A 13,269-nucleotide genomic window follows, 5' to 3' on the forward strand; every position below is an offset into this window, starting at 1 on the left:
CACCCCTGCCTCCCGACCCGACGCTGCCCCTGCCCCCCGACCGGCCGCTGGCCGACCCGTCAGTGGCGTCCCGCCACCCGGTCCGCGAGCCGGGCCAGCCGCGAGGAGCCCGACGCGTGGCGTTCCGTCTCCCGCCGGTCCGCCGCCCGGTAGGTCGCGTACATGCCCTGCACCCCCAGCCAGCGCAGCGGCTCTGGCTCCCACCTGCGCACCTTGTGTCCGACCCAGGGCAGGTCGGTGAGGTCGGTGCGGCCCTCCTGGCCGGAGTCGAGCCGCACCAGGTCCCGCAGGGTCCGCGCGGCCAGGTTCGCGGTGGCGACGCCGGAGCCGACGTAACCGCCCGCCCAGCCGAGGCCCGTGGCCCGGTCCAGCGTGACCGTCGCGCACCAGTCGCGCGGCACGCCCAGCACCCCGGACCAGGCGTGCTCGACCCGCACCCCGGCCAGCGCCGGGAAGAACCCGACCAGGATCTCGCGCAGCGCCCCGGCGGTCTCGAGCTGCGTGCGTCCGTCGTTGTCCGTCCGCGAGCCGAAGCGGTACGGCACCCCGCGCCCGCCGAGCGCGATCCGGCCGTCCGCCGTGTGCTGGGCGTACATGTAGGCGTGGGCCATGTCGCCGAGCGCCTCCCGCCCCGACCAGCCGACCGCCGCCCACTGCTCCTCGGTGAGCGGCTCGGTGGCGATCATCGAGGAGTTCATGGGCAGCCAGGTCCGCCGCTCACCCTTCAACGCGGCCGTGAACCCCTCCGTGCAACGCAGCACGTACGGCGCCCGCACGGTCCCGTACGGCGTCACCGCCCGTCCCGGGAGGATCTCCGTCACCGGGGTCGACTCGCGGATCTCCACCCCCAGCGCCTCCACGGCGGCCGCGAGCCCCTTGACCAGCTTCACCGGGTGCACCCGCGCCCCGTGCGGGGTCCAGCTCGACCCCACGGCGCCCGCCACCCGCACCCGCTCCGCCGTCTCCCGGGCGCCGTACAGCTCGCGGTCCCGCTCCCCGTACGACAGCTCGTGCGCGTGGAAGTCCTTCAGCCGCGCCAGCTGCGCGGGGGTCCGGGCCACCTCCAGCACCCCGCCCTGGTGGACACCGGCGTCGAAGCCCTCCTCCGCCACCGCACGGACGACCTCGTCGACGGTGTCGTTCATCGCCCGCTGGAGCCGTACGGCGGCCTCGTGGCCGTGCAGCTTCGCGTATCTGTCCCGGCCCGCGATGCCGTTGTACAGCCAGCCGCCGTTGCGCCCGGAGGCGCCGTATCCGCAGAACCTCTGCTCCAGGACGGTGATCCGCAGGAAGGGCGCCGCCTTCTTCAGGTAGTACGCCGTCCACAGCCCCGTGTACCCGCCGCCGACGATCACGACATCGGCGGAGGCGTCCCCGGCGAGCGGCTCCCGCACCGCCGGAAGGCCGTCGTCCGCGTACCAGAAGGAGATGCCGCCGTTGACGACGCCGTCCACGACACCGCTTGCCGAGCTGCTCATGGCCGGACGTTAACCCGGCGGCACGGGCGCTGTCTCCTTCGGATTCCGTTGTCTTTCACGTCCTGTGACCAGCGGATAACACGCCAGCCCGATGAGGACGGAGACGAAGTGGCCGAAGTCCGTGAACGTCGGTCCGGCGGTCAGCGGGAAGCCGTAGAAGACGAGCACGGCCGCGAGATACCCGTACCGCCAGGGTGGGCGGATCCGGTAGACGAGCACCGCGACCACGCCCGACAGCGCGTAACTCACCCCGACGTCGAGGGTGTTGACCGCCGACTGCGGGGCGAGCCCGTCCCGGATCGCCTTCGCCAGCGCCCCCTCGCTGATCAGCGTCGCCAGCACATGGGCCGCCGCGCACACCGCCAGCCACCGAGCGGTGCCCAGCCACCGCTCGGCCCGGGCGTGGAACACGGAGTACAGCACCGCGTACGGCAGCCAGTGCCCGCCGTCGATCCACATCGCGCTCGCCACCAGCACCCGCACCGGGTGCCGGGTCAGCTCATGGATGTTGGTGGACCGCTGCCGCAGGAACTCCTGCTCGAACTCCGGCGACATGTGGTGCAGGGCCACCGTCGTGACGAACAGGACCGTCAGCCACACATAGGTGCCGGGCGCGCTGCGGACGTACGCCCACACCGCCCGCGGGACGCCGGAAAGCCCGCTGAGCCGTCTCACCCGGCCCAGTATCGGCGAATCACCGGTCGCGGGCATGCGAAAGCCCAGGTCGCACAAGAGCTGACCTGGGCTTTTCGGAGAGCCCCCTGTCGGATTCGAACCGACGACCTGCTCATTACAAGTGAGCTGCTCTGGCCAGCTGAGCTAAGGAGGCATCGCGCGCGCCACCGCACGCACGCGAGGGCGGGACCACTGTACACAGCCCCGCTTTCCCCGGGCCACGGACTTGCGCGGTCCGCGCGGCCCTGACCGGCGGACGGCTCGGCCCCACGCGAAAGTTTCCGCGAAGTTCACATGCCTGCGGGTACTGACAGACGGGGAAACGCCAGGTACCGTCCTGACCCAGTTCGCTCATGTGGACTACACCAACCACCTTCCTACAACGGATCGTCCGGCACGTTCCTGCCGGTAGAAGGGGGCCCTTCACCATGGCCACTGTCACGTTCGACAAGGCGACCCGGATCTACCCGGGTTCCACCAAGCCCGCCGTCGACGCTCTCGAGATCGACATCGCGGACGGCGAGTTCCTCGTCCTGGTCGGCCCGTCCGGCTGCGGCAAGTCCACCTCGCTCCGCATGCTCGCGGGGCTCGAGGACGTCAACGGCGGCGCGATCCGCATCGGCGACCGCGACGTCACGCACCTGCCGCCCAAGGACCGGGACATCGCCATGGTGTTCCAGAACTACGCCCTCTACCCGCACATGTCGGTCGCCGACAACATGGGCTTCGCGCTCAAGATCGCCGGCGTCAACAAGGCGGAGATCCGGCAGAAGGTCGAAGAGGCCGCGAAGATCCTCGACCTCACCGAGTACCTGGACCGCAAGCCGAAGGCCCTCTCGGGTGGTCAGCGCCAGCGTGTCGCGATGGGCCGCGCCATCGTGCGTGAGCCGCAGGTCTTCCTCATGGACGAGCCGCTGTCCAACCTGGACGCCAAGCTCCGCGTCTCGACGCGTACGCAGATCGCCTCGCTGCAGCGCCGCCTCGGCATCACCACCGTCTACGTCACCCACGACCAGGTCGAGGCCCTCACCATGGGCGACCGCGTGGCGGTCCTCAAGGACGGTCTGCTCCAGCAGGTCGACACCCCGCGCAACATGTACGACCGGCCCGCGAACCTCTTCGTGGCCGGCTTCATCGGCTCCCCGGCGATGAACCTCGTCGAGGTGCCGATCGCCGACGGCGGCGTGAAGTTCGGCAACTCGGTGGTCCCGGTCCAGCGCGACGCGCTCGCCGCCGCCACCGACAAGACGGTCACCGTCGGTGTCCGCCCCGAGCACTTCGACGTGGCCGGCTCCGACGCCGACACGGGCCTCGCGGTCGTCGTGAACGTGGTCGAGGAGCTCGGCTCCGACGCCTTCGTCTACGGCACCGCCAAGGTCGGCGGCGAGTCGAAGGACCTCGTGGTCCGCGTCGGCGGCCGTGACGTCCCGGAGAAGGGCAGCACGCTGCACGTCGTCCCGCGCGCGGGCGAGACCCACGTCTTCTCGACGTCGACGGGTGCACGCCTCTCCGACTGACCCGGTTTGAACCCGGGTGATTCACCCGGGTTGACGAAAAGGGCCCCGCAGGCTGCTGCGGGGCCCTTTTCCCTGCCCGCGGAAATCCCCGGCACAGCGGACATTCCGACCGAGGTCCGTCAACCCCTTACCCAAAAGGGAGCACAGCTTCATCCCCCGTCCGAGTGACTCAATGTCGCCACATCATTACTGCACGCTACCCTCTCACGCGTGAAGCACTCCGCGAACCACTCCACCACCCAGCGCACGCGCCGCGGCCAGGGCGGCCCAGCCCGCCGGATCGGCCGCTCGCTCGCCCTCGTCCTGCCCGTCGTCATGGTGCTCTCCGGGACCCTCGCGGTCACCCGGGTCAACTGGTCGGGGAACCCCTCGGATTCGGTGCTCACCGCCTCCGACGTCTCCGCCGCGCAGCAGTCCTCGCACGAGGCCGCCAAGGCCCCGCAGGACGTGCTGCGCGACCAGTTGCTGACCGAGCTCCAGGAGAAGGATCCGGGCACCGCCCTGACCCACCTCCAGGCCGCCGTGAACGGCAAGCCGTCGCTGGCGAAGCACTGCTCCTCCATCGCCCGCGCCCTGGGCCGGGCGGCCGTCCGCGTGTACGGCCCCTCGCGCGCCCAGTCGTACTCCCGCCCGGTGTGCGACACGGCCTTCGCCTCGGGTGTCCTGGCGGCCCGGGGCTGAGCGACCGGGTCGCCGGGCCGGCCCGCAGCGACCGGGGCGTGCGGTTCCCTCCCGCCGGGGGAGCCGTACGCCCCGCAACAAGCGGCACGTACAGTGCGGGCATGACCGATCCGCACGCCGCGTCCCGCCCCACGCAAGCCGTCATCCTGGCCGGTGGCCAGGGGTCGCGGCTGCGTCCGTACACCGACGACCGGCCCAAGCCGATGGTCGAGATCCCCGGCACGGGGACGCCGATCATCGGCCATCAGCTCGTCTGGCTCGCCGAGGAGGGCGTCACCGACGTCGTCGTCTCCTGCGGCCACCTCGCCGAGGTCCTCCAGGACTGGCTGAAGTCGGCCGACCTGCCCGTCAAGGTCACCACCGTCGTCGAGACCGAGCCCCTGGGCCGCGGCGGCGGGCTGAAGTACGCGGCCGCCCACCTGCCCCACCCCGACCGGCCCTGGTACGCCACCAACGGCGACATCTGGACCCGCTTCTCGCTGCGCGAGATGGCCGACTTCCACACCGAGCGCGACGCCATAGCGACCCTCGCGCTGGCCCGTCCGCGCATTCCGTGGGGTGCGGTGCAGACGGACGGGTTCGGCCACATCACGGACTTCATCGAGGCGCCGCCCACCACGTACGAGATCAACGCGGGCGTCTACGTCTTCTCCCCCGCCTTCGCCGGTCTGCTCCCCGAGCGCGGGGACCACGAGCGGACCACGTTCCCGCACCTCGCCCGCGAACGGCGGCTGGCCGGGTTCCCGCTCCCGCAGGGGGCGTACTGGCGGGCCATCGACACCGCGAAGGACCTCACGGAGGCGGCGAAGGAACTGGCGGCGCTGAGTCGCTGAGAGTCGCTGAGAGTCGCCGGGAGTCGCCGGGAGTCGCTCCGCGGGTGGACCGGAGCGGTTCCTCGTCGGCCACCGGCCCGGTGGGGGCCGGTAACGCAGTTCCCGCGCCCCCTCACAAAGCGGAAGGGCCGGGGTGCCGTGCGCTTGTCAGCGCACGGCACCCCGGCCCTTCCGCGGTCCCTCCCTACCCGAGCAGCCCGCCCACCAGGCCCGGCTGGCCGGAGGACGAGGAGCCGCCGTCCGAGCCGCCACCGCCGCCGCTCGACGAACCGCCCGAGCCGGCCGAGCCGCCGGAGGACGGGCCGGAGCTGGTGGCGGGCGCCTGCTCCACGGGAGTGGACTGCTCCGGAGGGGCCTCGCCCGCGGTGCCCTGCGTCTGGCTGGGGGCGCCGGCGTCGCCGCTGCCGGTGGTGCCGGAGTCCTGTGCCTTCGACGGCTCGCTGTCCGTGCCCGCCGTCGGGGCCGCCGAGGTGGCGCCCTGGGTGGGCGAGCTGGACGCGGAGGGCTCGCGGGACGCCTTGCGCGTGCCGGACTTCTCCGGCAGCGGCGAGCCGGGCAGCTCGTTGCGCGGGGGCTCGCCCGGGCCGGGGACGACCACCCGGTCGGCGTCGCGGACGGCGCCGCCGAGCAGCGAGCCGACGAGCAGGGTGAGCCCGACGGCGATCGCGGTCACCAGGGCCCCACGACGCAGCACGTAACGGCGCAGCTCCCACAGGTCGGAGCGCGGACCGAGCCGGCGCCACGCACCGGCGGCGAGCCGACCGTCCACCGAGTAGACGGGGGCGCCCGCGATGATCAGCGGCGACCAGGCGGCGAGGTAGATGATGTCGGGGGTGTCGTAGACCGGGACGGTCTTCCAGCTGACGGTGACGATGAGCGCCGCGGAGAGCCCGGCGCCGACGACCGCGGCGACCCGCTGCCAGCAGCCCAGGATCGTGAGGACGCCCACGACGACCTGGAGGAAGGCGATCACGAGGCCGGAGCCGACCGGGTGGTGCAGGGCGAACTGGCGCAGCGGCTCGGCCACTTCCCACGGGTGCAGGGTGTTGAGCCACTTCACCATGGAACCGCGCTTGCCGCCGTCGAAGTAGACGGGGTCGCACAACTTGCCCATGCCGCCGTAGATGGAGATGAAGCCGAGGAAGATGCGCAGCGGGAGCAGGACCACGCCGAGGTTCATCCGGCGGCCCGGGTAGTAGGCGTGCCGGGCGGGGTCGTCGCCCTGCCGCCGGCTCCGGGGCGCCGGGTCCGGGTCGACGTCGGCTTCCCCGAAGTCCTCGAACTGGGCGTCGTCGTAGGCGGGTTCGTCGTAGGCGCTGCCGACGCCGCGCATGTTCGGCAGGATCCGCCGCTCGCCGTCGACGGGCGTCCGCTGGGCGCCGACGATCGGGGTCTCGAGGGTCTGCGCGGCGAGGTCGCCGTCGTACCCGCGGTCGCCCATGCCGACGCGGGGGATGACCTGGGTGGCTCCGGCGTCGGCACCGGGCGGTTCGCCGTGGCCGACGCTGCCTGCCCGCACGGCCTGCAGCAGTCGGTGGGCGCCGGTGTCGTCCGGGGCGGACTTGCCGCTCCAGACGACGGCCCGCCGACGGCCACCGGAAGCGGCGCCCGCTCTGCCGGCCGACCCGACGGCGGCGATGCGCGCGGTGTCATCGATGGCGCTCACGTGCCGGGCGATCCGCGGGGATTGGTTACGCCGCGCCGACGCGCCCAGCTGCACGCGGAAGCTCGCGTGGCTGACGATGATCTGCGCCGGATCGCTCGGCACCTTCACCATGCTCAGCGCGGGAGCGTCGTCGAATCCCGACGAGCGGTCCCCCGTGGGTGTGCGGGGTGTTCTGGTGTCCACACTCATCTAACCGAGTGACGTGTGTTTAGGACACTGCTTTGACCCGCCGGATGTGTCCGGACTCCGTCAAGGTTGCACTACTCGCCGGGATTAACCCGTCCGAGTGAACCGCAGTGAGCCTTCGCCCCCTGCGGCCCTCGCGCGCGACGCGGCGTCGCAGGGCCGCGTCGGTCCGAGCCGGCCAGCTGCGCCGGTCCGGGCCGGCGCGGCCCGGCCTGTCTGCCTCAGCCCCGGCGCCGAGCCGCCTCGTACAGCACGATCCCGGCCGCCACACCCGCGTTGAGGGATTCCGCGCCACCCGGCATCGGGATCCGCACCCGGAAGTCACAGGTCTCGCCGACCAGGCGGGAGAGGCCCTTGCCCTCGCTGCCGACGACGATGACGACCGGGCCGTCCAGTGCCTTCAGCGTGCCGACCTCGTGCTCACCGTCGGCGGCCAGGCCGACGATCGCGATACCGGCCTTCTTGTAGGCCTCCAGGGCGCGGGTGAGGTTGGTGGCGCGGGCGACCGGCGTACGGGCGGCCGCACCGGCGGACGTCTTCCAGGCGCCCGCCGTCATACCGGCCGCACGGCGCTCGGGGACGACGACGCCGTGACCGCCGAAGGCGGAGACGGAACGGACGACTGCACCCAGGTTGCGCGGGTCGGTCACGCCGTCGAGGGCCACGATCAGCGGGTCCTCGCCGTGGTCGTAGGCGGTCGACGCCAGGTCCTCGGGGTGCGCGTACTCGTACGGCGGGACCTGGAGGACCAGGCCCTGGTGGTTGAGGCCGTTGGTCATGCGGTCCAGCTCGGGACGCGGAGCCTCCATGAGGTGGATGCCACCGCGCTCGGCGGCGAGCTGGAGCGCCTCGCGCACCCGCTCGTCGTTGTCGATGAACTGCTGCACGTAGAGCATCGTCGCGGGCACGCCCTCGCGCAGCGCCTCGACGACGGAGTTGCGGCCGACGACCATCTCGGACGTGCCCTTGCCGCCGCGGCCGCGCTGTGCGGGCCGGCGCACGGCCTGCTTCGCCTTGGCGGTCGCGATCCGGTTCGCCTTGTGCTTCTTGCGCATCTCGGCGGGCGGGGTGGGACCCTTGCCCTCCAGGCCCCGGCGCCGCTGGCCGCCACTGCCGACCTGCGCGCCCTTCTTGCCGGACATGCGGCGGTTGTTGGCTGCCATGAGTCTCTCGTCTCCGTGAGCTTTTCGTACGTACGTCTTATGCAGTGTGCCGCCCGGAAGGCCGGGCGGCACAGTCGATCAAGGACAGGCCCCGGGGCCCGCCCTACCGCGGGCCGAGGGTCCAGCGCGGCCCCTGCGGGCCGTCCTCGATGGCCAGGCCGGACTGGGTGAGCTGGTCGCGGATGGCGTCCGCGGTCGCCCAGTCCTTGCGCGCGCGGGCCGACTCGCGCTGGTCGAGGACGAGTCGTACGAGGCTGTCGACCACGCCGTGCAGGTCCTCACCCCGGCTCTCCTCGCCGGCCCAGTGGGCGTCGAGCGGGTCCAGACCGAGGACGCCGAGCATGGCACGGACCTCGGCGAGGCGTGCCACGGCGGCTTCCTTGTCGTCGGCGGCGAGGGCCGAGTTCCCCTGCCGGACCGTCGTGTGCACGATGGCGAGCGCCTGCGGGACACCCAGGTCGTCGTCCATCGCCTCGGCGAAGGCGGGCGGCACCTCGGCCGCCGGCTCGACGACTCCCCCGGCCTTCTCGACGACGCGCTGCACGAAGCCCTCGATCCGCGCGAACGCCGACTCGGCCTCGCGCAGCGACTCCTCGCTGTACTCGATCATCGAGCGGTAGTGGGGCGTACCGAGGTAGTAGCGCAGCACGATCGGGCGCCACTGCTTCACCATCTCGGAGACGAGGACGCTGTTGCCCAGCGACTTCGACATCTTCTCCCCGGCCATGGTGACCCAGGCGTTGTGCACCCAGTACCGCGCGAACTCGTCGCCGTAGGCCTTGGCCTGGGCGATCTCGTTCTCGTGGTGCGGGAAGATCAGGTCGAGGCCGCCGCCGTGGATGTCGAAGGCGGTGCCCAGGTACTTGTGCGCCATGGCCGAGCACTCGAGGTGCCAGCCGGGACGGCCTCGGCCCCAGGGGGTCTCCCAGCTCGGCTCACCCGGCTTGACGGACTTCCACAGGGCGAAGTCCCGCTGGTCGCGCTTGCCGGTCTCGCCGTCCCCCGAGGGCTGGAGCAGGTTGTCCAGCTCCTGGTTGGACAGCTGGAGGTACTCCGGGAACGAGCGCACGTCGAAGTAGACGTTGCCCTCGGACTCGTAGGCGTGACCGCGCTCGATCAGCCCGCGCATCATCTCGATCATCTCGGGGACGTGCCCGGTGGCGCGGGGTTCGTAGGTCGGCGGCAGGCAACCCAGCGCCTGGTAGCCGTCGTTGAACGCCCGCTCGTTCTCGTACCCGATCGACCACCAGGGACGGCCCTGGTCGTGCGACTTGGCGATGATCTTGTCGTCGATGTCGGTGACGTTGCGGATGAACGTGACGTCGTAGCCCCGGTGGGCGAACCACCGGCGCATGATGTCGAAGTTCAGGCCCGAGCGGATGTGCCCGATGTGCGGGGCCGCCTGCACGGTGGCACCACAGAGGTAGATCGAGACACAACCCGGCTGGAGCGGGGCGAAGTCACGGATCTGCCGGGCACTGGTGTCGTACAGGCGAATGGTCACCTCTCCAGGGTAGTGGGCGCGAAGCGATGCCCCGAGCCCCTTCCGCCCAAGGGCCACACATTCGTGACATGCCATGGCATATGTCGGCCGGCGCCCACGGCGCCGGTCAGCCGGCGCGCGCCACCAGCGCCGTCGCGATCGCCATCAGGCCCTCGTCGCGTCCCGGGAACCCGAGCCCGTCCGTCGTCGCGCCCGACACCGACACCGGCGCGCCCGCCGCCTCGGAAAGGATCTTCTGCGCCTCGTCGCGCCGCTTGCCGATCTTGGGGCGGGGTCCGACCACCTGTACGGCGATGTTGCCGATGACGAAGCCCGCCGCGCGGACGATCCGGGCCGCCTCCGTGAGCAGGGTGACGCCCGAGGCGCCGGACCACTCGGGGCGCCCGGTGCCGAAGTGCTGCCCCAGGTCGCCGAGGCCGGCCGCGGAGAAGAGCGCGTTGCAGGCGGCGTGCGCGACGACGTCCGCGTCGGAGTGCCCGGCCAGCCCGGGGCCCTCGCCCTCCCACTTCAGGCCCGCGCACCACAGCTCGCGGCCCTCCTCGAAGGCGTGGATGTCGGTACCGATGCCGACCTGGGGAAGCACGGGCCGCGTCTCAGTAGCCATCGTTGAGCCTCCTGCGGGCCAGGACCGCCTCCGCGAGGACCAGGTCGAGGGGCCGGGTGACCTTGAAGGCCTCCTCGTGGCCGGGGACGACCACGACCGTCAGCCCCAGCTGCTCGACCATGCTCGCGTCGTCGGTGACGTTCTCCGTGACCGACTCGTGGGCGCGGACCAGGGTGGCCCGGTCGAAGCCCTGCGGGGTCTGCACGGCGCGGAGGCGGGCGCGCTCGGGTGTCGCGACGACCGGCTCGGGGTCGCCCGCGGTCGCGGCCGGTTCGACCTCCTTGACGGTGTCCGCGAGCGGCAGCGCCGGGACGACGGCGGGGGCGCCCTCCCGTACGGCCTCGATCACGGCGTCCACCGTGTCGACGGGGACGAGCGGCCGGGCGGCGTCGTGCACCAGGACGATGTCGTGGCCGGGCGGCAGCGCGTCCAGACCGAGCTTCACGGACTCCTGGCGGGACTCGCCGCCGGGCACGACCAGGAAGTCGGTGCGGTCGGGCAGCGCGTGCGCGTCGAGCAGCGACTTCACCTCGGCGGTGCCGTCCGGCGGGGCAACGACGACGACCAGGGAGACGGCGCGGGAGGCGGCGAGGGCGCGCACCGCGTGGATCAGCATCGGTGTGCCGCCCAGCGTGCGGAGCGCCTTGGGGGCGCCCGGACCGAGGCGGACACCCCGCCCGGCGGCCGGAATCACCGCGGCCGTACGGGTGGGCGCGGGGGAGGGACGCGAATCGTCAGACATCGGTTCCTGTCAGGTTTGTGTTCCGGCCCGGCGTGGGTATGGCCCTGGAAGTGCCGGGCGCGACGCCTTGACCGGACCCTTCCGTGACGTGCCGGTCGAGGCAGCAGCCCGGGCCCGGCACACCAAGTATCGAAGCATCGGTCGCATTATCGGGGGCGGTTCGGGGCAGTATCGACCGACCACCCCTGTGGGGGTAGGGCGTACGACGGTTGTCCTGGCGCGAACATGCCGCAGCGCCCGGCGACGGGGAATTCGTCATCGGGCACCGCGGCATTTCGGTGTTCTTCAGTGTGCGTGTTCCTCAGAGCGCGGAGACCGGTCTCGGGCCGGCATCAGCACTCGAAAAACGCGTCGAGCTCAGGACGCGAGCACCTCGTCGAGCAGGGCTTCGGCCTTGTCCTCGTTGGTGTTCTCCGCGAGAGCGAGCTCGCTCACCAGGATCTGGCGGGCCTTGGCGAGCATGCGCTTCTCACCGGCGGAGAGTCCGCGCTCGCGCTCACGACGCCACAGGTCACGCACGACTTCCGCGACCTTGATGACATCGCCGGAGGCGAGCTTCTCCAGATTTGCCTTGTAACGACGCGACCAGTTCGTGGGCTCCTCGGCGTACGGCGCGCGCAGCACCTCGAAGACCCGGTCCAGCCCGTCCTGACCGACCACATCACGTACGCCGACGAACTCCGCATTGTCCGCTGGCACACGTACCGTCAGGTCACCCTGGGCGACCTTCAGCACCAAGTAGGTCTTGTCCACGCCTTTGATCTGGCGAGTTTCGATGGCCTCGATCAGCGCGGCCCCGTGATGGGGATAGACCACGGTGTCGCCAACCTTGAACGTCATGTGACAGGTACCCCTTCCGTGGCTATCCAGGGTAACACGGAAACTGCGGGTTCTGAATGGCGTTTTCGCAGGTCAGGGCATATCTCGGGGCTTGACAACAGCAACAGGAACGTGCTGCGCAGGGTCGGCGGAAGCAGGTATTCGCAGGTCGGAGGTGCTCTCCGAGGGGGGAGAAACGAGCACGTTACACACATCCGGAGCCCCGCCCGAACGGCCGAACGTCCACATATGTCCGCTTCCAGGAGTGCGACTTCCGCTACTCCGTTCGGTTCACGTGGCCGGATACGAGCCGTTTCCGGAATTGATCATCGACCCCCCGACCCGGCCCGTGATCAATTCCGGGGACGACCTCGCATTCCTTCACCGAAAATCCGCGAGGGGACGTCCGGCGCGGTTATACGAATGGACGAAGTGAGAAGACGAGCGTGAAGACGACGGGTGAAGCCAAAGTGACTCATGGGTCACCTGCGGCGGTCGGGACGGGTGGTGCCGGAGGCCGTTCAGCGCGTCCGTCGAGGCACGGGATCGCTCTAGAGGCGGGTCGGGTGCGATGGCGCGAGAACGGCTCGGTAACCTAAGGCCGCTGACAGACCCTTAGGACGGCTTTATCCAAAGGAAGGCCGTCCGTGTGTTCAAGGAGTTGCCGCCGCCGTGAGCAGCAGCCTTCGACGCGGCGCCCTCGCCGCTTCCGCCATCGCGTTCTCGATCGCCTCGCTCGCCGCCTGTGGGGCCGGCAACGACTCCCAGACCCTGGAGATCAAGCCGGACAACGCCGCCACCAGCGTCGGCGACATCAAGCTTCAGAACGTCCTCGTCATCACCCAGCCCGACCTGGAGTCGACCGGTCCCGCCGTGATCTCGGCGACCGTCTTCAACAGCGGCAGCAAGGCGCAGACGCTCGATTCCATCACCCTCGACGGCGGCAAGTCCGCCGAGCTCTCGCCCGCCAAGGGCAAGGGCAAGCTGACCGTCCCGGCCGGCGGCTCGGTCGTCATCGGCGGCGCGAACAACGCCTCCGCCGTCCTGACGAGCAGCCGTGAGGCCGTCAAGGACGGCGACGCGCAGAAGGTGACCTTCACCTTCAGCGACACCGGCGAGGTCAGCCTGCGCGCCTTCGTCGTCCCCGCCGAGAGCTACTTCACCAAGTGGGGCCCGAGCGACATGCCAAGCGCCGCGGAGTCCCCCTCACAGAGCGCGTCGGCGTCCCCGTCCCAGTCGGCCTCGGGCGCGGCCGCCGCCGGGGGCGGCACCGCGGAGTCCGGCTCGGCCTCCCCGTCGGACTCGGCCTCCGCGTCGGAGTCGGAGTCCGCGGCCGCCGGTCACTGACCTCACCCGCGCACCCGCGCGTGTACGCACGCGCGAGGAGGGCGGCACCCCACC

The 13,269-nt window shown here is 71.3% G+C and carries 12 protein-coding genes and 1 tRNA gene; 4 read left to right on the forward strand and 9 right to left on the reverse strand.

Annotation, left to right across the window (positions count from 1 at the left end):
- Positions 1–59: 59 nt before the first annotated feature.
- The 3 genes from ASD48_RS09110 to ASD48_RS09120 all read right to left on the reverse strand — a co-directional run bounded on the left by ASD48_RS09110 (position 60) and on the right by ASD48_RS09120 (position 2,307).
- Positions 60–1,478, reverse strand: coding sequence for an FAD-dependent oxidoreductase (locus tag ASD48_RS09110; RefSeq protein WP_057600834.1), 1,419 nt, complete (start codon positions 1,476–1,478; stop codon positions 60–62).
- Between the two features lie 9 nt (positions 1,479–1,487).
- Positions 1,488–2,114 (reverse strand): rhomboid-like protein, encoded by a 627-nt coding sequence (locus ASD48_RS09115; protein WP_199875732.1) that lies wholly within the window; start codon positions 2,112–2,114, stop codon positions 1,488–1,490.
- Positions 2,115–2,233: 119 nt separating this feature from the next.
- Positions 2,234–2,307, reverse strand: a tRNA-Thr gene (locus ASD48_RS09120).
- Positions 2,308–2,581: 274 nt separating this feature from the next.
- On the opposite strand from ASD48_RS09120, the gene ugpC reads away from it, so the two are divergent.
- The 3 genes from ugpC (at position 2,582) to ASD48_RS09135 (ending at position 5,184) form a co-directional block, all read left to right on the forward strand.
- Positions 2,582–3,670 (forward strand): sn-glycerol-3-phosphate ABC transporter ATP-binding protein UgpC, encoded by a 1,089-nt coding sequence (gene ugpC, locus ASD48_RS09125; protein WP_057600835.1) that lies wholly within the window; start codon positions 2,582–2,584, stop codon positions 3,668–3,670.
- Positions 3,671–3,880: 210 nt separating this feature from the next.
- On the forward strand, positions 3,881–4,351 hold the full coding sequence (locus ASD48_RS09130; RefSeq protein ID WP_057600836.1) for a hypothetical protein: 471 nt from the start codon (positions 3,881–3,883) through the stop codon (positions 4,349–4,351).
- Between the two features lie 101 nt (positions 4,352–4,452).
- On the forward strand, positions 4,453–5,184 hold the full coding sequence (locus tag ASD48_RS09135) for a nucleotidyltransferase family protein (protein WP_057600837.1): 732 nt from the start codon (positions 4,453–4,455) through the stop codon (positions 5,182–5,184).
- A gap of 184 nt (positions 5,185–5,368) precedes the next feature.
- On the opposite strand, the gene ASD48_RS09140 is transcribed toward ASD48_RS09135, so the two are convergent.
- The 6 genes from ASD48_RS09140 to ASD48_RS09165 all read right to left on the reverse strand — a co-directional run bounded on the left by ASD48_RS09140 (position 5,369) and on the right by ASD48_RS09165 (position 11,889).
- A complete protein-coding gene (locus tag ASD48_RS09140) occupies positions 5,369–7,039 on the reverse strand; it encodes a DoxX family protein (protein WP_079073667.1) in 1,671 nt (556 codons plus the stop codon).
- Between the two features lie 218 nt (positions 7,040–7,257).
- Positions 7,258–8,199, reverse strand: a complete 942-nt coding sequence (gene rlmB, locus ASD48_RS09145) for a 23S rRNA (guanosine(2251)-2'-O)-methyltransferase RlmB (protein ID WP_020130316.1) — start codon at positions 8,197–8,199, stop codon at positions 7,258–7,260.
- Between the two features lie 103 nt (positions 8,200–8,302).
- Entirely contained in the window at positions 8,303–9,703 is a 1,401-nt protein-coding gene (gene cysS, locus ASD48_RS09150; protein WP_057600839.1) for a cysteine--tRNA ligase, read from the reverse strand.
- 106 nt (positions 9,704–9,809) lie between these two features.
- On the reverse strand, positions 9,810–10,307 hold the full coding sequence (ispF, locus tag ASD48_RS09155; RefSeq protein ID WP_057600840.1) for a 2-C-methyl-D-erythritol 2,4-cyclodiphosphate synthase: 498 nt from the start codon (positions 10,305–10,307) through the stop codon (positions 9,810–9,812).
- Complete coding sequence (gene ispD / locus ASD48_RS09160) at positions 10,297–11,049, reverse strand: 2-C-methyl-D-erythritol 4-phosphate cytidylyltransferase (protein ID WP_057600841.1); 753 nt, start codon at positions 11,047–11,049, stop codon at positions 10,297–10,299. Before ispD ends, ispF begins: the two co-directional genes overlap by 11 nt.
- A 357-nt stretch (positions 11,050–11,406) precedes the next feature.
- Positions 11,407–11,889: a CarD family transcriptional regulator gene (locus ASD48_RS09165; protein WP_003953493.1), complete on the reverse strand. Its 483-nt coding sequence runs from the start codon at positions 11,887–11,889 to the stop codon at positions 11,407–11,409.
- 651 nt (positions 11,890–12,540) lie between these two features.
- Between ASD48_RS09165 and ASD48_RS09170 the strand changes: the two genes are divergently transcribed.
- A complete protein-coding gene (locus ASD48_RS09170; RefSeq protein ID WP_057600842.1) occupies positions 12,541–13,215 on the forward strand; it encodes a copper chaperone PCu(A)C in 675 nt (224 codons plus the stop codon).
- Positions 13,216–13,269: the final 54 nt, after the last annotated feature.

This window comes from Streptomyces sp. Root1310 (genome assembly GCF_001426425.1).
In the GTDB taxonomy this organism is placed as follows: domain Bacteria; phylum Actinomycetota; class Actinomycetes; order Streptomycetales; family Streptomycetaceae; genus Streptomyces.

Coding starts and splice junctions, on each gene's coding strand:
- ASD48_RS09110 (WP_057600834.1), bottom strand. CDS start 1,478: ATGAGCAGCTCGGCAAGCGGTGTCGTGGACGGCGTCGTCAACGGCGGC.
- ugpC (WP_057600835.1), top strand. CDS start 2,582: ATGGCCACTGTCACGTTCGACAAGGCGACCCGGATCTACCCGGGTTCC.
- ASD48_RS09135 (WP_057600837.1), top strand. CDS start 4,453: ATGACCGATCCGCACGCCGCGTCCCGCCCCACGCAAGCCGTCATCCTG.
- ASD48_RS09140 (WP_079073667.1), bottom strand. CDS start 7,039: ATGAGTGTGGACACCAGAACACCCCGCACACCCACGGGGGACCGCTCG.
- rlmB (WP_020130316.1), bottom strand. CDS start 8,199: ATGGCAGCCAACAACCGCCGCATGTCCGGCAAGAAGGGCGCGCAGGTC.
- ispF (WP_057600840.1), bottom strand. CDS start 10,307: ATGGCTACTGAGACGCGGCCCGTGCTTCCCCAGGTCGGCATCGGTACC.
- ispD (WP_057600841.1), bottom strand. CDS start 11,049: ATGTCTGACGATTCGCGTCCCTCCCCCGCGCCCACCCGTACGGCCGCG.
- ASD48_RS09165 (WP_003953493.1), bottom strand. CDS start 11,889: ATGACGTTCAAGGTTGGCGACACCGTGGTCTATCCCCATCACGGGGCC.